Source organism: Erythrobacter sp. JB1-15, from assembly GCF_057365035.1.
In genome coordinates, this window is record NZ_CP200295.1 from 2,612,754 (window position 1) to 2,634,414 (window position 21,661).

16 protein-coding genes, 1 tRNA gene and 1 pseudogene are annotated in these 21,661 nt (G+C 57.1%); 12 read left to right on the forward strand and 6 right to left on the reverse strand.

Annotated elements, in window-relative coordinates; all coding sequences use genetic code 11:
* Positions 1-79 precede the first annotated feature (79 nt).
* Positions 80-970, forward strand: a complete 891-nt coding sequence (locus AC0V6L_RS12630) for a fructose bisphosphate aldolase (protein ID WP_486154554.1) — start codon at positions 80-82, stop codon at positions 968-970.
* 12 nt (positions 971-982) lie between these two features.
* The gene (thiE, locus tag AC0V6L_RS12635) at positions 983-1,630 is read left to right on the forward strand and encodes a thiamine phosphate synthase (RefSeq protein ID WP_486154555.1); all 648 of its coding nucleotides are present in this window, start codon (positions 983-985) and stop codon (positions 1,628-1,630) included.
* Here the strand turns inward: thiE and AC0V6L_RS12640 are convergent.
* Positions 1,627-2,076 carry an elongation factor P gene (locus AC0V6L_RS12640; protein ID WP_486154556.1) on the reverse strand — a complete coding sequence of 150 codons (450 nt, stop codon included), beginning with the start codon at positions 2,074-2,076 and terminating at the stop codon, positions 1,627-1,629. The genes thiE and AC0V6L_RS12640 overlap by 4 nt on opposite strands.
* 194 nt (positions 2,077-2,270) lie before the next feature.
* Between AC0V6L_RS12640 and efp the strand changes: the two genes are divergently transcribed.
* Both efp and AC0V6L_RS12650 read left to right on the forward strand, forming a co-directional pair.
* The gene (gene efp, locus AC0V6L_RS12645; RefSeq protein ID WP_486151284.1) at positions 2,271-2,834 is read left to right on the forward strand and encodes an elongation factor P; all 564 of its coding nucleotides are present in this window, start codon (positions 2,271-2,273) and stop codon (positions 2,832-2,834) included.
* A 6-nt stretch (positions 2,835-2,840) separates the two neighbouring features.
* Entirely contained in the window at positions 2,841-3,659 is an 819-nt protein-coding gene (locus tag AC0V6L_RS12650) for an inositol monophosphatase family protein (RefSeq protein ID WP_486154557.1), read from the forward strand.
* A 272-nt stretch (positions 3,660-3,931) separates the two neighbouring features.
* Here AC0V6L_RS12650 and AC0V6L_RS12655 read toward each other — a convergent pair.
* Positions 3,932-4,016, reverse strand: a tRNA-Leu gene (locus tag AC0V6L_RS12655).
* A gap of 146 nt (positions 4,017-4,162) precedes the next feature.
* On the opposite strand from AC0V6L_RS12655, the gene AC0V6L_RS12660 reads away from it, so the two are divergent.
* Positions 4,163-5,992: an SLC13 family permease gene (locus tag AC0V6L_RS12660; RefSeq protein ID WP_486154558.1), complete on the forward strand. Its 1,830-nt coding sequence runs from the start codon at positions 4,163-4,165 to the stop codon at positions 5,990-5,992.
* Between the two features lie 354 nt (positions 5,993-6,346).
* Here the strand turns inward: AC0V6L_RS12660 and AC0V6L_RS12665 are convergent, their stop codons facing one another.
* A complete protein-coding gene (locus tag AC0V6L_RS12665) occupies positions 6,347-6,532 on the reverse strand; it encodes a hypothetical protein (protein WP_486151290.1) in 186 nt (61 codons plus the stop codon).
* 192 nt (positions 6,533-6,724) lie between these two features.
* Positions 6,725-8,323 (reverse strand): isocitrate lyase, encoded by a 1,599-nt coding sequence (locus AC0V6L_RS12670; protein WP_486151292.1) that lies wholly within the window; start codon positions 8,321-8,323, stop codon positions 6,725-6,727.
* Between the two features lie 152 nt (positions 8,324-8,475).
* Between AC0V6L_RS12670 and AC0V6L_RS12675 the strand changes: the two genes are divergently transcribed.
* From AC0V6L_RS12675 to AC0V6L_RS12700, 6 genes are all read left to right on the forward strand, one after another.
* On the forward strand, positions 8,476-9,825 hold the full coding sequence (locus AC0V6L_RS12675) for a helix-turn-helix domain-containing protein (protein ID WP_486154559.1): 1,350 nt from the start codon (positions 8,476-8,478) through the stop codon (positions 9,823-9,825).
* Positions 9,826-9,971: 146 nt separating this feature from the next.
* Positions 9,972-11,357, forward strand: a complete 1,386-nt coding sequence (locus AC0V6L_RS12680) for a TIGR03013 family XrtA/PEP-CTERM system glycosyltransferase (RefSeq protein ID WP_486154560.1) — start codon at positions 9,972-9,974, stop codon at positions 11,355-11,357.
* Complete coding sequence (prsK, locus tag AC0V6L_RS12685; protein ID WP_486154561.1) at positions 11,357-13,513, forward strand: XrtA/PEP-CTERM system histidine kinase PrsK; 2,157 nt, start codon at positions 11,357-11,359, stop codon at positions 13,511-13,513. Before AC0V6L_RS12680 ends, prsK begins: the two co-directional genes overlap by 1 nt.
* Positions 13,513-14,877 (forward strand): PEP-CTERM-box response regulator transcription factor, encoded by a 1,365-nt coding sequence (prsR, locus tag AC0V6L_RS12690; protein ID WP_486154562.1) that lies wholly within the window; start codon positions 13,513-13,515, stop codon positions 14,875-14,877. Before prsK ends, prsR begins: the two co-directional genes overlap by 1 nt.
* Positions 14,861-16,381: a tetratricopeptide repeat protein gene (locus AC0V6L_RS12695; RefSeq protein ID WP_486154563.1), complete on the forward strand. Its 1,521-nt coding sequence runs from the start codon at positions 14,861-14,863 to the stop codon at positions 16,379-16,381. Before prsR ends, AC0V6L_RS12695 begins: the two co-directional genes overlap by 17 nt.
* A 50-nt stretch (positions 16,382-16,431) precedes the next feature.
* Positions 16,432-17,397 carry a bile acid:sodium symporter family protein gene (locus AC0V6L_RS12700; RefSeq protein WP_486154564.1) on the forward strand — a complete coding sequence of 322 codons (966 nt, stop codon included), beginning with the start codon at positions 16,432-16,434 and terminating at the stop codon, positions 17,395-17,397.
* A gap of 4 nt (positions 17,398-17,401) precedes the next feature.
* Here AC0V6L_RS12700 and AC0V6L_RS12705 read toward each other — a convergent pair whose 3' ends face one another.
* Entirely contained in the window at positions 17,402-18,466 is a 1,065-nt protein-coding gene (locus AC0V6L_RS12705; RefSeq protein ID WP_486154565.1) for a DUF475 domain-containing protein, read from the reverse strand.
* A gap of 38 nt (positions 18,467-18,504) precedes the next feature.
* Positions 18,505-19,378, reverse strand: a pseudogene (panB, locus tag AC0V6L_RS12710) (3-methyl-2-oxobutanoate hydroxymethyltransferase).
* A 174-nt stretch (positions 19,379-19,552) separates the two neighbouring features.
* Between panB and AC0V6L_RS12715 the strand changes: the two are divergent.
* Positions 19,553-20,986 carry a sodium-dependent transporter gene (locus AC0V6L_RS12715; protein WP_486151310.1) on the forward strand — a complete coding sequence of 478 codons (1,434 nt, stop codon included), beginning with the start codon at positions 19,553-19,555 and terminating at the stop codon, positions 20,984-20,986.
* Positions 20,987-21,661 lie beyond the last annotated feature (675 nt).

Sequence of the window (21,661 nt, forward strand, 5' to 3'; positions counted from 1 at the left end):
TGCAGCGCCATTTTCCGCGCGTTAGGGCCTACGAAAATTAAAGACAAAACCAGACAGACTGAAAACACGAGGGACAGCCATGAACACCGAAGAAATGACCGCAAAGATCGCCGCAGGACAAGGCTTTATCGCAGCGCTCGATCAATCGGGCGGCTCTACGCCCAAAGCTTTGCGCGGATACGGCGTCGATGATGGCGAATGGTCAGGTGATGAGGAAATGTTCGGCCAGATCCACCAAATGCGCAGCCGGGTCATCACATCGCCCTGTTTTTCCAGCGGCAAGGTCATCGGCGCCATCCTGTTTGAAAAAACCATGGACGGCATGGTCGATGGCAAAACCACAGCCGATGCTCTGAAAGCGCGCGGGATTGTCCCATTTATCAAGGTGGATCAGGGGCTTGCCGATGAAGAGAACGGCGTCCAATTGATGAAGCCTTTGGACAAACTGCCCGCACTGCTCGAAAAATCGGTGGGTCACGGCATGTTCGGCACCAAAATGCGCTCAGTCATCAAATCGGCCAATGCAGACGGAATTGCCGCGATTGTCGCGCAGCAATTTGAAGTGGGCGGCCAAATTGCGGATGCAGGCCTGATGCCAATGCTTGAGCCGGAATATGACATCACCGCTGATGACCGCGAAGCGGGTGAAGACATTCTGCTGGCTGAAATTATGAAGCATTTGGATAGCCTGCGCGAGGGCCGCAAAGTGATGCTGAAATTGTCGATTCCCGTTAAGGCTGGCCATTACACCCCCGCGATTGAGCATCCCGCCGTGCTGCGCGTCGTGGCGCTTTCGGGCGGTTATTCGACCGATGATGCGTGCGCGCATCTCGCGAAGAACCCCGGCATGATCGCAAGCTTTTCGCGCGGGCTGCTGCAGGACCTGCGCAAAGGCCAGTCGGATGGCGAATTTGATGGCGCTTTGGGTAAAGCGATTGACCAGATTGCAGCGGCCAGCGTTGCTGGCTAAGGCGCGCAGGTGATGACACCTGCTACTCAATTGTATCTGATTTCCCCGCTCGAAGTGGGCGGGAATTTTCCTGACCGGCTCGAACGTGCGCTTGGCGCAGGCGAGGGGCTGGTCACGGCTTTCCAGTTCCGCGTGAAAGATGTAGACCAGCATGAGGCCGCGCGTCTGGCAGAGCCTTTGCAGGACATTTGCGCGCGTTATGATTGCGCCTTTGTGGTGAATGATAGCGTGCCATTGGCCAAACGGTTGCGCGCAGATGGCGTGCATTTGGGGCAGGGCGATGGGAGCGCTCGGGAAGCGCGCGAGGAATTGGGCCGCGATGTGCAAATCGGTGTGACCTGCCATGCCTCGCGCCATCTGGCGATGGAAGCGGGCGAAGCAGGAGCCGATTACATCGCGTTCGGCGCGTTCTTTCCTTCCTCCACCAAGGATAAGGGGGATGATGCGGAAACGCCCGATCTGGAGCTGGTAGAGTGGTGGACGCAGCTGTTTGAGATACCGCTGGTCGCCATCGGCGGGATCACGCCTGCCAATTGCGCGCCGCTGGTAAAGGCAGGCGCGGATTTCCTCGCTGTGTCAGGCGGAGTGTGGAACGGTGATGAAGCAAAAGCGGTCGCAGATTTCGCCGCTGCGATCAAAGCCGCAACGAAAAGCGATTAAGCCCGTCCGCTGAGCCGGGTGCAGATCAATTTGCTAAGCGATCCGTCAGCCTTCACCTGCTGCAATTGATATTCACCAATGCGCTTGAACGTCTCACCCTTTTTGGGGCCGCGTGTGAATGTCAGCGATTTGCCCCGCATCAGATAAATGCCGCGCCCGTCTTCATTGGTGTAGCTGGAGGCTTGCGAAATGGTGAAGCTTTTCGCCTCTGTCACCTCGATCGCGCGGCCCTGAGCATCGCCGGGCAGGGCGCATTGATATCGGCCATGCGGCATGGTGCCCAAGGGGCCGCCTTCTGCCAATGGCGTTGCTGCCTGTGCCTCGGTTCCCTGCACGCTGGCGAGGATCGGTTTGAGCACCGGCCCCTCTGCTGAAAGCATGTTTCCGGATGATCCCGCGATCACGGCCGCCGCCGCTGTCAGCATGATAACATATCGAGTTTGCATGGTTTTTCTGTCCAATCCCCTTGGACAGCCTGATATCAGGGTGAATAAGTAGTTACCACAGGAAAGACACCAATTTACATGTCTAAAAAGGGTAACCTTGCTGTCGCCACGCCATCGGTCTATGCGGCGTGACAATCGAGCTTTTGCGGATTTATCGCCGGGCTCATCCACTTCTGAAAAAAGCGTGACTTCTCATGAAAATCAGCGGCGTCGATATCCGCCCCGGCAATATCATCGAATATGAAAACGGCATCTGGAAAGTTGCCAAGATCCAGCACACGCAGCCGGGCAAAGGCGGCGCCTACATGCAGGTCGAAATGAAGAACCTGCAGGATGGGCGCAAAACCAATGTCCGTTTTCGCAGCGCTGACACGGTGGAGAAGGTTCGCCTCGATACTGCCGATTATCAGTTCCTCTATGAAGATGGCGACATGCTCGTCTTTATGGATCAGGTGAATTACGAACAGATCATGCTGCCATCCGACCTGCTGGGCGATGCGCGTCCGTTTTTGCAGGACGGTATGCAGGTGATGCTCGAATTGTGGGAAGAAAAGCCGATTTCGGTGCAATTGCCCGCGCAAATCGAAGCCGAAATTGTTGAGGCTGATGCGGTGGTGAAGGGGCAGACCGCTTCGTCCAGTTTCAAGCCTGCCGTGCTCGACAATGGCGTGCGCATCATGGTGCCGCCGCATATTGCCAGCGGGACGCGCATTATCGTTGACGTGTACGAACAATCCTATGTCGGCAAGGCGAGCTGATCTGCGATGAGCATGTTTTCAGGCCTGATCCGCGTGATGGAGCGCGCGGCGCGCAAAGCGGGCGGGCGATTGCGGCGCGATTTTGGCGAAGTTGAGCATTTGCAGGTGAGCCGCAAAGGCCCTGCTGATTTCGTCTCAAAAGCCGATATGCGGTCCGAACGCACGCTCTATGATGAATTGCTCAATGCGCGGCCTGGTTGGGGTTTTGTGCTGGAAGAAGCGGGCATTATCGAAGGCGATGAGGGCAAACCGCGCTGGATTATCGATCCGCTTGATGGGACCAGCAATTTCCTCCACGGTATACCGCATTTCGCGATCAGTATCGCGGTGCAGGAACCTAGACTTGATGGCAAGGGTTGGGGCGAAGTCACTGCTGCAGTTATATATAATCCGATCCTTGATGAAACCTATTGGGCTGAAAAGACGCGCGGTGCATGGTTGCAGGATGCGCGGCTGCGGGTGTCAGCGCGGCGCAATTTGTCCGATGCTTTGATCGCGACCGGCATTCCTTTTGCAGGGCACGGCGACTTTGCCGAATGGAGCCGCATTTTTGGCGCCATTGGGCCGGAAGTTGCGGGCATTCGCCGGTTCGGCGCGGCGTCGCTCGACATGGCTTATGTGGCGCAGGGGCGCTTTGATGGCTTCTGGGAAAGCGGATTGAACGATTGGGACACGGCAGCCGGCTGCTTGCTGGTGCGCGAGGCAGGCGGTTTCGTAACCGATTATCGCGGGCGCAGCGAGCCTGTGCATTCCAAACAGGTGCTGGCCGCGAATGATGCGCTGCATTCAAAGCTGCACAAGATTTTGGCTGGATCGCTGCGTTAGTTTGCCTTGCGCTCGCCCATCCGGGCGAGCGTCCTCGCTAGATGGCCTCCGCTGCGCTGCGGCCCCGCTGCGGGCGGCCGGTCGGCCTTTCGCCGCCTGCGGCGTCGATCTTGAGCTATCTAACTTCTGTGTTGCGGCGCACGGTCGCGCCTGCGACCGCAAGCGCGACTGGGCGTCCGTAGGTGCCCGGAATGAAATGAAGGAATTGCACCGAGGATGCTCGCCCGGATGGGTGAGCAACAACAAAAACGCATTCTCACATTTCGTGAGAATGGTGCCCCTGGCCCGACTCGAACGGGCACTCCGTTAGGAACTCGATTTTGAGTCGAGCGCGTCTACCAATTCCACCACAGGGGCACTCCTGCATGCGGGAGCCGCGCTGTTAGCGCTCGATGGCGCGACTGGCAAGAACCCAATGATATTGGCCCCCGATTGGGCCGGTAAACGCAAAAAACCCGCTTGCCATTCGGCTCATCTGCTGAGACATCGGCAATTGGACACTTATGCTGGACCTTCCCTCTTATCACGCAATGGCCGCAATGGCCGTAACGGTCGCGATGTTCGTCGCCTTTGCGCGTGGGCGGATGTCGATTGAAATTATCAGCCTGCTGACGATCGCGGTGATTGCGGTCGGGCTCTATTTCTTCCCGATCCCTACGCTCAATCCAGAAACCGGCCTGATGGAGGAGGCAAGCCCAACCGACGGCCTTGCGCTCGCCTTTGGCGGGTTTGGCCATTACGCGCTGATTACGATCTGTGCGCTGATGATTATGGGCAGGGGGCTGGTCGTGACAGGCGCGCTGGAGCCTGCTGCGCGCATTTTGGAGCGATTGTTCAAGTTCAACCTGCAATTGGGCTTGCTCATATCGCTGATCATCACGCTGCTGCTCTCGATGTTTGTGAACAACACGCCAGTGCTGGTGTTGATGATCCCGATTTTCGCAGCTCTCGCGCACCGCGGCGCGATGGCGACGTCCAAAACGCTGATGCCGTTGAATGCCGCATCGCTGATTGGCGGATTGGCAACCACGATTGGCACTTCGACCAATATTCTGGTGGTTTCCATCGCGGTGGATCTGGGTATGCGGCAAATGGGTGTGTTTGATTTTACGCCGATTGTGCTGCTCGCCGCACTGGTGGCGCTGCCATATATGTGGCTGGTGATGCCGCGCTTGCTTAAGGATAACCGCACCGAGGCGCAGGCGACAGAGCGGCAGTTTCACACGCGCATGCGGGTTGGCAACAATTCCTCGCTCGCCGGGATGGAAATGGCCGACATCGTCGATAAACTGCCAAAAGGGATCACTCTGCACGGCGCGTTGACGGGCGTGCTGCAACCGCTTCAGCAAATGCACATTTCGGGCAGCCATACAGCGCTGGAGGATGCAACGCGCGAATTGAAGGGGCAATTGGCGCCCAGCTGGGTGCTGGACCGGATTAAACGCACCGCGTCCGCGCAGGATGAAGATGTGATGGTTTACGAAATGACTGTCACTGCCGATAGCCGCCTCATCACGCGCACTTTGCCCAGTTCCGGCATTGCCGATCTTTACAGTGTTGCGGTGCTGGGCATTCACCGGCCCGACCGGCTGCTGGGCGAGAAAGACCAATATTCCGATGGCGGCGATCTGCGCATTGCAGAAGGCGATGTGCTGCTGGTGATGGGGCTTGATGAAGATCTGCAAACCTTTGCCCGCAATGACAGCCTGTTGATCCTGGATGGCGCGCGCGAATTGCCGCGCCGGTCAAAGGCGTTGCTGGCTGCGGCGATCATGGCGTTTTCGGTCACGACTGCGGCGATTGGTCTGTTCCCTATTGCGATTTCGGCGCTGGCTGGATCGATCCTGATGTTCGTGACGGGATGCGTGAAATTTGACCGGGTGGGCCGGGCTTTATCGGGGCAAGTGATCGTGCTGGTTGCGGCCAGTATCGCGATTGGCCGCGTGATTGATGAAAGCGGCGCTGCGGATTGGCTTGGTCAGGCTTTATCGCTGGGGCTGGTCTATTTGCCGCCTGCCCTGGTTTTGGCAGCTGTGATGGCGTTTGTGACTTTCATAACCAATTTTGCCTCCAACGCGACCGCTGCGACTGTGGGCACGCCCATCGCCTTTGGCATATCGGCGCAATTGGGCATTCCGGCAGAACCCTTGGTGCTGGCTGTGCTGTTCGGGTGCAATTTGTGTTATGCAACGCCGATTGCCTATCAGACGAATATGCTGATCATGTCCGAAGGGTCGTATGAATTTTCCGATTACATCCGCACCGGCGTGCCGCTGGTGGTGTTGATGGTGACGACCCTGTCTATCCTGCTGGTGCTGTTTTACGGGCTATAGCGCGGCGGGTGAGCGCTCTGGCGGGGTTCTGAACGCAGCCTTCGCTTTCCTACATATTGCGGATTGTGGCAGCATCGCTGGATGGTTTGCGATGCTCTTTTTCAGCGGATTTTCGGCGCGGTTTTGTGTGCCCGTTCTGGCCTGTTTTGGGCGGGTGACTTTATTGTTCCAAGACCGTGTAACATGCGGTCCATGTCTCAGCTAAGTGCTTGTAATGCTGCGATGTTGGGATTGGAGCGGCAAAGGCTGCAAACGCGGGCGAATCGCCCATACGATAACGGCCGCCAAAGCAGGGGGTTCACCTGCTTCGACGGCCGCATTCTCCTCCCCAGGAGAACTGGTATGCGCGCAATACTAGCTGGAAGACGGCACGTAAGTGCCCAGCCGGTGGTGCAACGCGTTGATCTTGGCAAGCTCTTCGCGATCCTCGGTCCCGCGGGCGTGGCTTTCCAAAGCACGGCGGAGCAGCTTCATGTCAGCCGTTGAAAGCAGCGCGCGAGCGCGTGAGGGTTCGCGGTTCGGTGTATCGGTATCGCTCATCGTGTGTCTCTCCGGTCGTCATCCGTATTCGGGCTTGATGGTGTCTAAGCTAATGACGGACGAGTTCGGTTCCCGCAAGGCCAGTCTTACGCTGACCTTGCGGGCCCCTCTCCAACTGGGCAGGGAACCGGGGAAGTGGTTCCCATCCGCTGCGGCTTATGCAGCGGCGAACTGGTTCCCATCCGCTGCGGATCACGCAGCGGCGAACTGGTTCATGGTGTTGTCCTTGCCGCCTGCCTTCAGGGCAGCCTCACCGGCAAAGTACTCCTTGTGATCATCACCGATGTCGCTGCCGGCCATGTTCTGGTGCTTAACGCAGGCGATGCCCTGACGGATCTCCTCGCGCTGCACGTTCTTGACGTAACCAAGCATCGCCTGGTCACCGAAGTACTCCTTGGCAAGGTTATCGGTGCTGAGCGCGGCGGTGTGGTAAGTCGGCAAAGTGATGAGGTGGTGGAAGATGCCAGCGCGTTTCGCTGCATCAGACTGGAAAGTGCGGATGCGCTCATCAGCCTCAATCGCGAGATCGGTGCCGTCATAGTCGATGCTCATCAAGCCAGCGCGGTCATAGGCGGACACGTCCTTGCCAGCCTGCTCCCATGCGTCGAACACCTGCTGGCGGAAGTTGAGCGTCCAGTTGAAGCTGGGCGAGTTGTTGTAGACAAGCTTGGCATTGGGGACGACTTCGCGCACCCGGTCAACCATGCCCGCGATCTGCTCAACGTGCGGCTTCTCGGTCTCGATCCACAGCAGGTCGGCGCCGTTCTGGAGCGATGTGATGCAATCCAGAACGCAGCGGTCTTCGCCAGTGCCCGGTTTGAACTGGAACAGGTTGGAAGGCAGACGCTTGGGCGACATCAGCTTGCCATCGCGGCTGATGAAGACCTGGCCATTGGTGACGTTTGCAGGATCAACCTCGTCACAATCGATAAATGCATTGTACTGATCGCCGAGATCGCCGGGCTCTTTGGAAAACGCGATCTGCTTGGTCAGGCCAGCGCCGAGCGAATCGGTGCGGGCAACGATGACGCCATCATCAACGCCCATTTCAAGGAATGCATGGCGGCAAGCGCGGATCTTCTGGATGAAGTCCTCGTGCGGAACGGTGACTTTGCCATCCTGGTGGCCGCATTGCTTTTCGTCGGAAACCTGGTTCTCGATTTGCAAAGCGCACGCGCCCGCTTCGATCATCTTCTTGGCAAGAAGGTAGGTTGCCTCTGCATTGCCAAAGCCTGCATCAATATCAGCAATGATGGGAACGACGTGGGTTTCGTAATTGTCGATGGCGTTCTCAAGCCGCTTGGCTTCAACCGCATCGCCGTTCTCGCGAGCGGTGTCGAGATCGCGAAACATGCCGCCAAGCTCGCGCGCATCGGCTTGCTTGAGGAACGTGTAGAGCTCTTCGATAAGCGCAGGCACGCTGGTCTTCTCGTGCATGCTCTGATCGGGAAGCGGGCCAAATTCGCTGCGAAGTGCGGCAACCATCCAACCGGAAAGATAGAGGTAACGCTGCTTGGTGGAGCCGAAGTGTTTCTTGATCGAGATCATCTTCTGCTGTGCAATGAACCCGTGCCAGCAGCCCAGCGACTGGGTGTAATTGGCGGGATCTGCATCATAGGCTTCCATATCAGCGCGCATGATCTTGGCAGTGTATTTCGCGATATCGAGCCCGGTGGGGAAGCGGTTTTGCAAAACCATGCGAGCTGCGCTTTCAGGATCGATGGCGCGCCATGCATGGCCGTTTGCATCGACCAGTTCGCGCATTTGTGTGATTTGCTGAGTGTAAGTCATGGGAGATCTCCTATCTGATTCTGGGGAGTGAATGAGGCTCTGATGGACTGTTGCAGCGCAGCAAAACAGAGAAAGTTACAAGATATCTTGTCGATATCGGCAAATCAGGCGTTAATCTTGTGTAAGGTTGTAAATGTATTTACAAGAATCGTATGGTTGAAAACGCACTTCTCGCTGGCCCTGCATTGCGCCGATTGCGCAAGCGCGAGGGCCTCACTCAGGCTGCAATGGCCAATGCGCTGGGCATTTCTCCCAGCTATCTCAACCTGATAGAGCGGAACCAGCGCCCTGTTTCTGCGCGCGTTCTGGTGCAAACGATAGAGCGGTTCGACTTTGATCCGCGATCCTTGCGCGAAGACGAATCGATAGGCGGTGTGGACGGATTAGCGCGGCGATTGGCGGACAAGCGCTTTACTGATCTGGGGATTGACCGGGAGGAAGTGCACGAATTCCTCGCTGCCGCGCCGCAAGCCGCTGCCGCATTTGCAAGGCTGTATGACAACGCAGGCGCACCATCGGTTCGAACAGAGGATCCCCTGGCAGAGGCGCGATCGGCGGTCGAACGGTGGCAAAACCACTTTGCCGACCTCGATCACTCGGCTGAAGCTTTGTCGGAAACTCTCCGTCTGTCCCATGGCGATATCAGCGCAGCATTGAGCGAACGACTGCGTGAAAAGCACCAGCTATCAGTTAGAGTGCTGCCAACCGAAGTGATGCCGGGCATCGTTCACAGGCTCGATCTGCATGCCCGGCAATTGCAATTGTCTGAGATGTTGCCGGGTGCTGCCCGGCGCTTTCAAATTGCCCGCCAGATTGGCAGTCTAGAAATGCGAGACGAGATCGAGGCGCTTGTTGCGGGTGCCAATCTGCGCTCGGATGAGGCTTATGAACAGTTTCGCGAGCATGTGACTGACTATGTCGCGGGCGCTTTGTTGATGCCGTATCGGCGCTTTCTAAGGGCATGTGAGCAAACAGCTTATGATGTGAACATCCTCCAGCGCCGGTTCGCCTCCAGCTTTGACCAAGTAGCCCAGCGCCTGACGACGCTGCAACGTGTGGGTGAACGCGGTCTGCCGTTTTTCAGTGCGCGGTTTGGCAGGACAGGGCGCATGGTGTCCTACACAGCCGGGGCGAGCGGGGCGCTGTATCCGCTTGATGGTGCCCGCTGGCCTGCCTGGGCGCCTTACGCAGCGTTTGAAAGTCGCGGCACCTTGCTTACCCAAGCAGTGACCTTTGGCGAAGGGGAAGCATCGCCCAAACACTGGTTCACGATGGCGCGCACTGTCGAAGTGGACGGAGTTGCCTGCTCAGCCCGAAAAGCGATCGTACTGGGGCTTGAGGCGCGTTTTGCGGGTGAATTGGCACAGGCGCGCGGCGTATCGCTTGACCGAGATGATGCTTTACCTTTGGGCGTCGGCTGTCCGCGTTGTGGACGCATGGATTGCCTAACTCCATCACCTGAACGGATTGCGGGCAGCGATAGGCGACGACAGAAGCGTTAGCCTGCAACACGATTTAGCGCACATTTTACCTAACGAAACGTGCATCTTCACAGCCATGTTACAAGGGTGTAAAGTTTACCGACACTTAAACAGTGCCGCCTATTAGGCACGCTAATAACAAACCTCGTGAGCGTCGCACCAGACCAATGATCAGACTGTTCAAACACTATATTCCTCATGCTGTGCTGCTTCTCGGCCTGCTGGATCTTGTCCTGCTGATCTTCGCAAGCGAAGCGGCGTGGCATTTGCGAGCCTATCAGATTGAGATGGAAGTCGGGCCACTGACCCAGCGTTGGGTTCCGATTATCGGTTCGGCTGTGGTGGTATGGCTCGCGATGATTGCAGTGGGAGTTTATGGACCGATTGCGCTGCGCTCTTTGCGGTTTGCAGGCGCGCGGCTTTTGGTTGCGATCAGCCTCGGTATCATCGCGCTCGCATTTATTGACTTTCTGCTGCCGGAAAGCACGTTCTGGCGATCTACATTGCTGTATTCGATGGGCTTTTCCACGTTAGTTCTAGTGGTTGATCGCTTGCTATTGACCAGTTTCCTTGGGTCAACTGCCTTCAAGCGACGCGTGATGGTCTTGGGCGCGGGAGACCGGGCTGAACGCTTGCGCAAGCTTAGCGAAAGACCGGAGAGCGGGTTTACGACCGTGTCGTTCATCGCGATGAGCGAAGGCGAAAAAGGCGTCTCACAAGCGATCCCGCGCGAAGCCGTGCATGATTTGGCGCAATTTGTTGAGAACTTGGGCGTTAGCGAAGTTGTGCTGGCTATGCAGGAGCGGCGCAAGGCTCTGCCTCTAAGAGACTTGCTACGGCTTAAGACCAAAGGCGTTCACATTAATGATTTCTCTAGCTTTATTGAGCGCGAAACGGGGCGTGTTGATCTTGAAACGGTTAATCCCAGTTGGTTGATTTTCTCCGATGGGTTTTCGTCAGGCCGTATGTTCTCCAGCGCTGCCAAAAGGTTGTTCGACATAGTGGCCAGTTGCATGCTCTTGGCGCTCACGTTCCCGCTCATCCTGATTTTCGCCATTCTGGTAAAATTGGACAGCAAAGGCCCTGCATTTTTCCGTCAGCAGCGCGTTGGACTGTTTGGTGAGACGTTTGAGCTGATCAAATTGCGCTCGATGCGCACCGATGCCGAAAAAGACGGGGCGAAATGGGCAGAGAAAGACGATCCGCGCGTCACCCGCATCGGCAGCTTTATTCGAAAGGTCAGAATTGATGAATTGCCCCAAACTTGGAGCGTGCTGCAAGGCAATATGAGCTTTGTCGGGCCGCGTCCCGAAGTTCCGCAGTTCGTCAACGATCTGGAAAAAGACATCCCGTTCTACAGCGAGCGGCATATGGTAAAGCCGGGCATTACGGGGTGGGCGCAAATCAATTACCCGTATGGCGCATCGATCGAAGACAGCCGCAAAAAGCTCGAATATGATCTGTATTACGCAAAGAATTACACCCCGTTTCTGGATTTTGTAATTCTGCTGCAAACCGTGCGCGTGATCCTGTGGCCTGAGGGCGCGCGGTGATGACTGGCGCGTTCGGCATTCCTTTGGATTTGGCGACGGCCTGCGCAATAGCGGGCGCCGTCTTCAGCGGTGCTGCCGCCTTGTGGATTGTGCGGTTCGGAGATCGCAAACGGGTTGACCGCGCTGCGGCAATGGCAGTGGCTTTTATGACGGCTTTGTGGTGCGTTTTGGGCGCCTCTCTGGGTTTTGGTGAACCGGCCACAATGCTGGCGGAAACCTGCCGCAACCTGGCCATGATCGCGGTGATTTTTCGCCTGTTTTCGGTCGATGGGCGCGATGAAAGCCTGAAACCGACACGCCCCGTCCTGATCTCGCTCGCGCTTGTTCAGCTGTTTCAGCCCGTTCTGGTCATTATCGATCAGCGTATGACCGGCGTGCGAGAGATTTCCGCTCTGGTATTCGAAGCGGGCACATTGCTTTCGATGCTGGTGGCAATTGGCGCGTTGGTGTTGCTGCACAATCTGTATGTCGGCGCAGCAGCCGGATCGCGCCGTGTTCTGCGCTGGAGCGCTATTGGGCTGGCGGGCATCTTTGCATTTGACCTCAATCTTTACACACTGGCCTATCTGGTGGGCGAACAGCCTGCATTGCTGGGCGCGCTAAGGACGGGTGTCAGCGGTGTTCTTACATTGGCTTTGGCATTTGGTTCCAGCGCGAAAAGCGCGAGCCGCAATTTCAACCCTTCGCGCGCTGTCACCTTTCAGACCTTATCGCTGCTCGTGATTGGCAGTTATCTGCTCGCAATGGTGATGATTACGCGCTCGCTTGCCTTTCTGGGCGGTGATATTGCGCGGGCCAGTCAGATTGTTTTTATCGTGCTCGCAGTGCTCTTTGCGATTGTATGGCTTCCTTCGCCAAAATTGCGCGCCTGGCTGCGCGTTACTGCGACCAAGCATTTGTTCCAGCACCGCTATGATTACCGTGAGGAATGGCTGCGCTTTACTCACACTATGGGGCGCAGTGCTAGCAACGGACCGAGTTTTCACGAGCGTTCTGTCAAAGCGATCGCGGACATTACAGAGAGCCCCGCCGGGCTGCTTCTAACGCCCAATGAAGAGGCCGAGCTGGAGCTGACAGCGCGGTGGAACTGGGCGACTATCGAGGTGCCGGCCAATGCGGGCCCGCATGACCTGTCCACCTTATTGGAGCGTCACAGCCACATTCTTGATCTGGACGAGACGCGCAGCGGGATTGATCGGCATGGAGAGCTTGCGCATGTTCCCGCCTGGTTGATGCAGGCCAATGATGCGTGGGCGCTCGTCCCGCTAATTCACTTTGACCGATTGGTGGGCGCTATTGTGCTTGCGCGGCCTCGGATTGAGCGGCGCCTTGATTGGGAAGACTTTGATCTTTTGCGGGTCGCTGGCCAGCAGCTTGCCAGCTATCTCGCAGAGCAAACGGGCCAGCAAGCGCTCATGGATGCGAGCCGGTTTGACGAGTTTAACCGCCGCATGGCCTTTGTGATGCACGACATCAAGAACCTCGCGAGTCAGATGTCGCTGCTTGCCACCAATGCGCAAAAGCACGCTGACAACCCCGCCTTTCGCAAGGACATGCTGGTTACCTTGCGCAATTCATCGGACAAGCTGACAGCGCTGCTGGCGCGTCTGGGGCGCTATGGTTCGGGGCAGGCCAAGGCTCCTGTAAGGACAGACCTTGTCAAGATAGCGCTCGATCTGAGGCGGCGGTTCGAGCAGGGACATCCTGTGACAATCAACAAAAGCGCAGAAGTTCTGGTGCTTGCCGACCCTGAAGCGTTGGAACAGGCGCTCATCCACCTTGTGCAGAATGCGGTTGATGCAAGCGAGGCCGGCGCACCTGTCGCAATCAGCGTGCGGCAAGAGGGGTTGTCAGGCCTGCTTGATATCATCGACACGGGATCGGGAATGACACCTGAATTTGTCCGCTCAGGTCTGTTCAAACCGTTCGTTTCATCGAAACAGGGCGGATTTGGCATTGGCGCGTTTGAAGCGCGCGAAATGATCAAAGCGATGGGCGGCCGGGTCGCGGTGGAATCGCGCGAAGGATTGGGCACGCGCTTCACCATTTCGCTGCCTCTCGCAGAGACGGCTGGGCTTTTGCAGGCTGAAGACAAAGAGCAATCGTCCATTTCCACTCACAACTCAACACCCCCACATTCCAACGAGGTTGCATAATGGCCAATAAGAAACCCACTTTGCTGGTGGTGGAGGATGATGAAGGTCTCCAAGCACAGCTGAAATGGGCCTATGACGATTTCGAAGTTGTCATAGCTGGCGACCGCGAGAGCGCGATCAACGCGCTGCGCAGCGAAACGCCAGCGGTGATGACGCTCGATCTTGGCCTGCCGCCTGATCCTGATGGTACAACTGAGGGCTTTGCGGTGCTGGATGCGGTGATGGAATTAAAGCCTGACACCAAAGTCATCGTCGCGAGCGGCCATGGCGCGCGCGAAAGCGCGTTGCAGGCGATTGAGCGGGGCGCGTATGATTTCTACCAGAAGCCTGTCGATATTGACGCGCTGGGCCTGATTGTGCGGCGTGCATTCAATCTGCACCAGATCGAAGAAGAAAACCGCCGCCTCGTCAATCACGCAGCAGAAGACAACACGGTCCTGGGCCGCTTGATTACGGGCGCGCCTGAAATGATGAAAGTCGCCCGAACGATCGAGCGGGTTTCGAAGACGAGCGTGTCAGTCATGCTGCTTGGCGCAAGCGGTACGGGCAAAGAATTACTGGCCCAAGGCTTGCATGATGTCAGCGACCGCGCGGATGGACCGTTTGTTGCAATCAATTGCGCTGCGATCCCGGAAAACTTGCTCGAAAGCGAATTGTTCGGCCATGAAAAGGGCGCTTTTACAGGGGCTGTCAAAACCACCGAAGGCAAGATTGAAAGCGCGAACGGCGGCACGTTATTCCTTGATGAGGTAGGGGATATTCCGCTGCCTTTGCAGGTGAAATTGCTGAGGTTTTTGCAGGAACGCACGATTGAGCGGATCGGCGGGCGCAAAACCATCGCGGTGGACACGCGCATCGTTTGCGCCACCCACCAAGACGTTGAAACAATGATCAGTGAGGGCACGTTTCGCGAGGATCTGTTCTACCGCCTCGCGGAAATCGTCGTGCGCATTCCCGGCCTTGCGGAACGCTATGGCGATGCCGTCTTGCTCGCGAAAGCGTTCCTCAAACGGTTTGCAAAGGAAATGAACCCGTCGGTCACAGGCTTTGCCACCGATGCTCTTAGCGCGATTGACGCGCATGAATGGCCAGGCAATGTTCGCGAACTGGAAAACCGGGTTAAGCGCGCGGTCATTATGGCAGAAGGCAAACTGGTTCATGCAGAGGATCTGGATTTCGGCGGAGACGATGAAGAAGACAGCGAAGTGCTCAACCTGAAAGCTGCGCGCGAACAAGCGGACAGGCGCGTCATCCGACATGCTTTGGCCCGAAGTGAGGGCAACATTTCCAGCACTGCAAAATTGTTGGGGATCAGCCGCCCGACATTGTATGATCTGCTCAAGCAATATGACCTTAGTGCGTAAACCTGTCTCTTTGCCGTCTGGCGTCATCGCCGCTGTATTGTTGGCCGCGGGCTTAACTGCGTGCTCGTTTGACGAGGCCGAACTGGTCCCGCCCGCCGCAGCGCAGCAGGCTGATGACAGCGAGGTCGCGCTGACCATCCGCACGGCTGAAACTGAAATGCGTGATGGCAATCTGGCAGAAGCGGGTCGTTTGCTGGATGATGCGCGCGCTGGAAATCCTGAAAACCCCGCGGTCTGGGTGGCAATCGCCCGGCTGCGCTTTCGCGGCGGGGAACATTTTAGCGCGATTGCGGCGGCTGATCGGGCGCTTGAGCTGGGGCCGGGATATGCTCCTGCACTTTTGATGCGCGGGCAATTGGTCCGCGATGCCAATGGTCTTTATGAAAGCCTGATTTGGTTTGAAGCGGCGGTCGAAGCGGACCCAAAAAACGCCGAAGCAATGGGGGAATACGCTGCCACTTTAGGCGATCTTGGTCAGAACCAGCAAATGCTTAAAGTGGTGCGGCAGCTTGCCGAAATTGAACCAGAAAACGATCAGGCACTCTATCTTCAGGCGGTCCTGGCCGCGCGCGCTGGCGAGCCTGTGATGGCGCAGAGCCTGCTGGAACGCAGCGAATGGCGGGAGATTGGCATCCCGGCTGCTATGATGCTGGGCGCCGTTATCGATATGGAGCAAGGCAATGCCGATACTGCGACCGAAACTCTTGCTCAGCTTGCCAAACGTCAGCCGGCCAACAGCCGAGTGCGTGAACTGTATGCGCGGGCTTTGTGGCAAGCGGGCCGGGATGAAAAGCTGATCGAAGAACTGACCCCAGCGATCGAGCAGCCCGATGCCTCTGCTTTTCTCACCATGTTGGTGGGCCGCGCGCATGAGAGGTTGGGTAACCGTGCAGCTGCGGCGCCTTTGATCGCTAAAGCGTATAGGGATCAAAAATCAGGTTGGAGCGTGCTGTCCAGCGGAGCGGTGCTTGGTGGAAACCTGCCAGCGCCTACCAAACCAATTCGCATGGCCATAGCGTCCGGCGAGATTGCGGCGGCGGGTACGCAGGCGGCGCAATTAAAGCAGCGATTTGATCAGTCGGCTGATATTCTTGCACTTGCAGGGGATGCGGCTCTGGCTCAGGGCAATGCCGCGCGCGCCCTAGACAATTACAGCGAAAGCGCGCGAGTGCGCCGTCCATGGCCTATGGCCCGCAAGATTGTCGCAGCTTTGCGCAGCGCCGGCGAAGACCGAGCGGCGGACAATCTACTATCGCGCTATGCCTTGGGCGATCCGCGTAATGCTGATGCGGTAGTCGCGGTGCTGCGCAGCGCATTCGCGAAAGAAGAATGGGAGCGCTGTGCGCTGCTTGCTGATTATGCGATTGCGCTTGGTGCGGGTCAGGACCCCAGCGTGCTGACGATGCGGATTGATGCGGCGCGCGCGATGGGTGACGATGATGCTATGGCCCGGTACGAAGCTTTGCTGCAAGCTGTGCGTCCATCCAAGCTGGTCCGCAATTAGCCCGGGCTGGCTCGACAAAATCATAAACGCGCTGCAAGGAACTTGGCCTGATGCGAGGCCTGCTTTCCAAATTTTCAGATCCCATGATTGTCATGCTGCTGGCAGCGATTGTGCTTGCCAATATTTGGCCTGCCATCGGCGAGCAACGCGAGAGTGCGCAGTGGGTCGCCAATAGCGGGGTGTTCGTCCTGTTCTTGGTGAACGGGATGCGGATCAAGCGCTCTGAAATTCTGGCGGGTTTTGCAAATTGGCGTTTCTTCGCGCCTTTGATGGCATGGGTGTTTGGCGCAATGGCGCTTGCGGGGCTGGGCCTTTCACAGTTTGCAGCCTTTTATCTCGACCCCAGGATTGCGCTGGGGTTTCTGTTTCTTGGATGTCTGCCGTCCACTATTCAGTCGGCCACGAGTTACACGACGCTGGCGGGCGGCAATATTGCTTTATCCGTGGTTGGCGCGGCGCTTATCAATATTGCAGGCATATTTGTCACCGCACCACTTTTCGCATTGCTCGGCGGAGGGGAGGCAAGCGCTTTAGGCACAGAGGTAGTCCAGCGGATCGGTCTGATCCTGCTGCTGCCATTTATCATAGGGCAGTTGGTGCAGGGATGGACGTACAACTGGGTGACCGCTCGCAAGACCAATATCGCATGGCTTGACCGCAGTGTGATCGCGATCCTTGTCTATGCCGCCTTTTCAGGCGCGATTGAGCAAGGTCTCGCGACCATGTTCACGCCGATGAGCGCGTTGCTGCTGGTCGTAATTTCAACCCTGTTTATGCTGGCGGCTAATGCACTATGCTGGGCGGTGAGCGGGATGCTGGATTACCCGCGCGCTGATCGGATCGCCTTCCTTTTTGCAGGAGCGCAAAAGAGCGTAGCAATTGGAGCGCCCCTTGCTGCGATCATGTTTCCACCTGAGCTTGCCGGTTTTGTGATCGCGCCCTTGCTGCTGTATCACCTGCTGCAATTGGTGTTCGCAGCTCCGCTCGCTGCGCATTTTAGGCAGCAAGCCGCCTGAGGGGTCAGATCGTGCCCTCTGCCTCTTCGGGATGGCGTTTGTTGTAGCGGATCGACCACCACAGCGAGACCCCGATCAAAGTCGCGCCCAACAGGCCAGTGATCGTTTCGGGAATGTGATAGCGTGCCGACACCAGCATGATGATGCCAAGCGCGATGATCGCCCAAAACGCGCCATGTTCCAGATAGCGATATTGCGCCAAAGTCCCGGTTCTCACTAGGTGCACTGTCATTGAACGCACGAACATGGCCCCGACAGACAGCCCGAGCGCGATCACGATCATATTGTTCGATAGCGCAAAGGCACCGACAACCCCGTCAAAGCTGAAGCTTGCATCAAGCACTTCAAGATAGAGAAATCCGCCGAGACCTGAACGCACAATCTCGCCGGCGGCTTTCTTGCGGGCTTCGCGCTGTTCGATCAGCGCGCCGAGCGCATTAACACCGATATAGGTGACTAGGCCAAGCAGCCCAGCGGTAAGGAATGTCAGGGCCTCGTCAGCGGTCAAAAGGGTCGACACTGAATAAAGTAGCGCCAAGACAAGACCGATCTCAATGGCAGGGACGGTGGAAAATTTGCTGATCGCGCGTTCGATTGACGCGATCCAGTGAACGTCCTTGTCCTCTTCAAAGAAGAAGGTCAGCCCGACCATGGCGAGGAATGCTCCGCCAAATCCTGCAATGCCGATATGCGCGCTGGCGACGAGGCGCTCATATTCCTCGGGATTGCCCAGCGACAGTTCGATAGCTTGGATAGGGCCGATATTCGCAGCGATGGATACAATCGCGATGGGAAAAACAATGCGCATCCCGAACACTGCAATCAGTATGCCGATGGTGAGGAACCGTTGCTGCCAAACAGGGTCCATATCGCGCAGTACGGTCGCGTTGACGACAGCGTTGTCGAAACTGAGCGATACTTCCAGAATGGAAAGCACAATAACAATCCACAGCAGCGATAATGTGCCCGTTATAGTGCCTGTGCTGGCCCAGCCATACCATGCGGCCATTCCCAAGCAGACTGCCGTAAACAGCAGCGAAGTGAAGTAGTAGCGCATCAGCACTTGCATCAGCAAATCAGCTTTCTTTTGGAGAGAATTTGAAAGGGTCAGTCTTTGGGTTGATAAGTCTGATCTTCACCGGGGAAAGACCGTTCGCGCACTTCTGCCGCGTAGCTTGCCACGGTTTTGTCGATCACGCCTGCAATGTCCTCATAACGTTTCACGAACCGGGGGACACGCTCAAACATGCCAAGCATGTCTTCGGTAACCAGAACTTGCCCATCGCACTGGGCCGACGCGCCAATGCCGATAGTGGGGCACGATACCGCTTTGGTTGCAGTGATAGCGATGGGTTCGACAACCCCTTCGATCACGATCGCAAATGCGCCAGCCTGATCGAGCGCGATGGCATCGCTGACAATCTTGTCTGCTTCGCTGTCAGATCGCCCACGCGCTGCATAGCCGCCCAGCACATTGACGGCCTGCGGGGTTAGACCTACGTGCCCCATGACCGGGATGCCTCTGGAATTGAGAAAGTCGACAGTCGGTGCCATCGCTTCGCCGCCTTCGAGTTTGACAGCAGCAGCGCCGGTTTCCTTGAGTAGATATGCCGCGCTTTCAAATGCCTGTTCGGGCGAGCTTTCGTAAGAGCCAAACGGCATATCAACCACGACGACGGAATGATACGAACCGCGCACAACTGCAGCCCCGTGATTGGCCATCATCTCAAGGGTTACGGGGATCGTGGAGGGCAGACCATAAATCACTTGTCCCAGCAGAATCCCCCACCAAAAGCAGATCGCAATGGGCGTCCAGCAATTGCGCCTGACGCGCAGTGTAGGCGGTGAGCATAACCAGCGGCTGCTCGGTCACACCATCCTTTTTGCGCGCCCGAATGCGCGGCACTGTCAGGCGGCGCATGGGTTTGGGCGTGGGGTTGGCTCTGCTGGTGCTCGTATCGAGCTCGAATGTGGTCGACATGGGTGAAGCGTTTAGCGGCGGGCTGCGGCAAAGGCAAAGGTCGTGTCTGGGGGCGCTTAGGAAAGGCGCAAGAAGGCAATCGCATTGGCTCTTGGCGCGGGCGCAATTTTCTTGCAGGAAGGCAGGATACGGGACAGCGCGCCGGGGATGCGCTTTACAAGGGACTTTTCAAACATGGTAGCAGCATCCGGTTCACCAGCACGCGAAGGCTGGTCATCGCGCAGTGCGTTCATTTTGGCGGCTGTGGGCGCAGCAGTTGGGCTGGGGAATGTTTGGCGGTTTCCCACACTGGCCGGCGAAAATGGCGGCGGAGCTTTTGTGCTGTTTTATGTCGCCTGCGTGTTTCTGCTTGGTCTTCCGCTTGTCATCTCAGAGATTTTTCTGGGCCGCACCGGTCAAGATGACGCGGTGAGTTCTATCCGCAAGGTTGCAGAAAAATCGGGCGTGTCTGGCAAATGGTCGCTGTTTGGTTTGATGGGCGTTATCGCAGCGTTTCTCATCGTCTCGTTCTATTCAGTGGTTGCGGGGTGGGTGCTCTATTATGCAGGTGTGATGGGCGGTGATTTTGTCAGCGCTCTTTTCGCCGGAGATCCTCTTCGCGGTGCGTTGGTGGGGCAAAGCCAGGAAGCTATTCAGGGCCGCATGGGCGACTTGTTTGCCAACCCTGTGCTGCTTTTGTCGATGCATTTCGTCTTTATGGGCGTGACGCTCTTTATCGTTGCGCGCGGTATTGGATCGGGGATTGAGACGGCCGCTACTGTGCTTATGCCAATGTTCTTTGTGCTGCTGGTGTGCATCACCATTTACGGTGCGTTTGCAGGCAATATGGGCGATGCGGTTGCGTTTCTGTTCACGCCTGACTGGTCTAAACTAACCCCTCAAGTGATGAACACGGCACTAGGACAGGCTTTGTTCTCGCTGTCTTTGGGGGTTGCTGGGCTCATTACCTATGGTTCTTATATCAAAGGGTCCGGCGGGCTCGGGCCTACATCTTTGACGATTGCTTTTGCTGATACCGGCGTGGCTTTGCTGGCCGGGATGATGATCTTCCCGATTGTGTTTGCCGTTGGTCTTGATCCAGCAGCGGGCCCGACTTTGGTGTTCCAGACATTGCCGTTTGCGTTCCAGACGATGCCTGCTGGCGCGCTGATCGGTTTTTTGTTTTTTGTGCTGATCTTGGTTGCGGCAGTCACCAGTTCGATTTCCCTGCTCGAAGTCCCGACTGCCTGGGGAATTGGGGAGCTGGGGTGGAGCCGGACTAAGTCTTCGCTGGTGTTTGGCGGGGCAGCGTTTTTGATCGGGATTGCGTGTTTGCTCGGCTACAATGTGTGGGCAGATGTGCGCTTGCTTGGTTTCTGGCCGCTGTTTGCAGAGACGGATATTCTCGACACGGTCGATGGCTTTACAGGCAAAGTTATGTTGCCATTGGGAGCGTTCTTCACGGCTATTTTTGTGGGCTGGCGTGCGGATCGCAGATTGGTTGAAGAAAAGACGGGATTGTCTGGCTTTTGGTTGAATGTGTGGCGGTTCCTGATCGCGTGGTTGTGCCCGCTGGCGGTAGGGACAATCTTGGTCACAGGTCTTTTCCCGCAAATATTGGGCGGCTGATTTTGGCGGCGATTGGAGCGGAGACAATCCCGTTGCAATCGCTTGCCATGTGTGGAACATAATGGGAACAGATAGGGCTCTCGTGAGTCTTTCATGCCGTTCCTATGACACAACCAGCACGCTCCTTTGGCGCTGATGCGCTTCATCCGTTTCCTGTTCCCTCGCGCGCGAAAAGCAGGGGCGCTTCTGCGCGGTTGTCGCTGCGTTTGCCTGTCAGCTATTCGGCCAAGGACGCCACTGCGCTTGCTCGAAAGCGGGAGGGGCGCTGGCAGCCGGGGCTGGCTGATCAGGCGCTGCATAATGAGGTTTTCGCAGGCACCAACAATGCCAGCGGGGTAGGGGCGGCGCTGTGTTTGGCGAGCGATTTTTTGCGCAAGCCGCAGCTAGGCGGTGCCTCCCCGGCAGAGGCGGAAAACCACCGGCCAATCTTGTGGGTGCAGGAAGCGCGCGCAATCCAGCGCAGCGGCCGGCCCTTTCTCCACGGGTTCCCGCGCGCATGGCAAAGCCGGGTGATCCATGTCGAAGCGGAGACGGTGAAAGATGTTCTGTTTGCGCTGGAGGAAGGGCTGAAATGCCGCGATCTTGCTTGCGTGATGGGGGAAGTTGTCGGCAATCCGCGCGCGCTTGATTTCACCGCTTCACGCCGGTTGAGCCTGACAGCGCAAAAGCATGGTG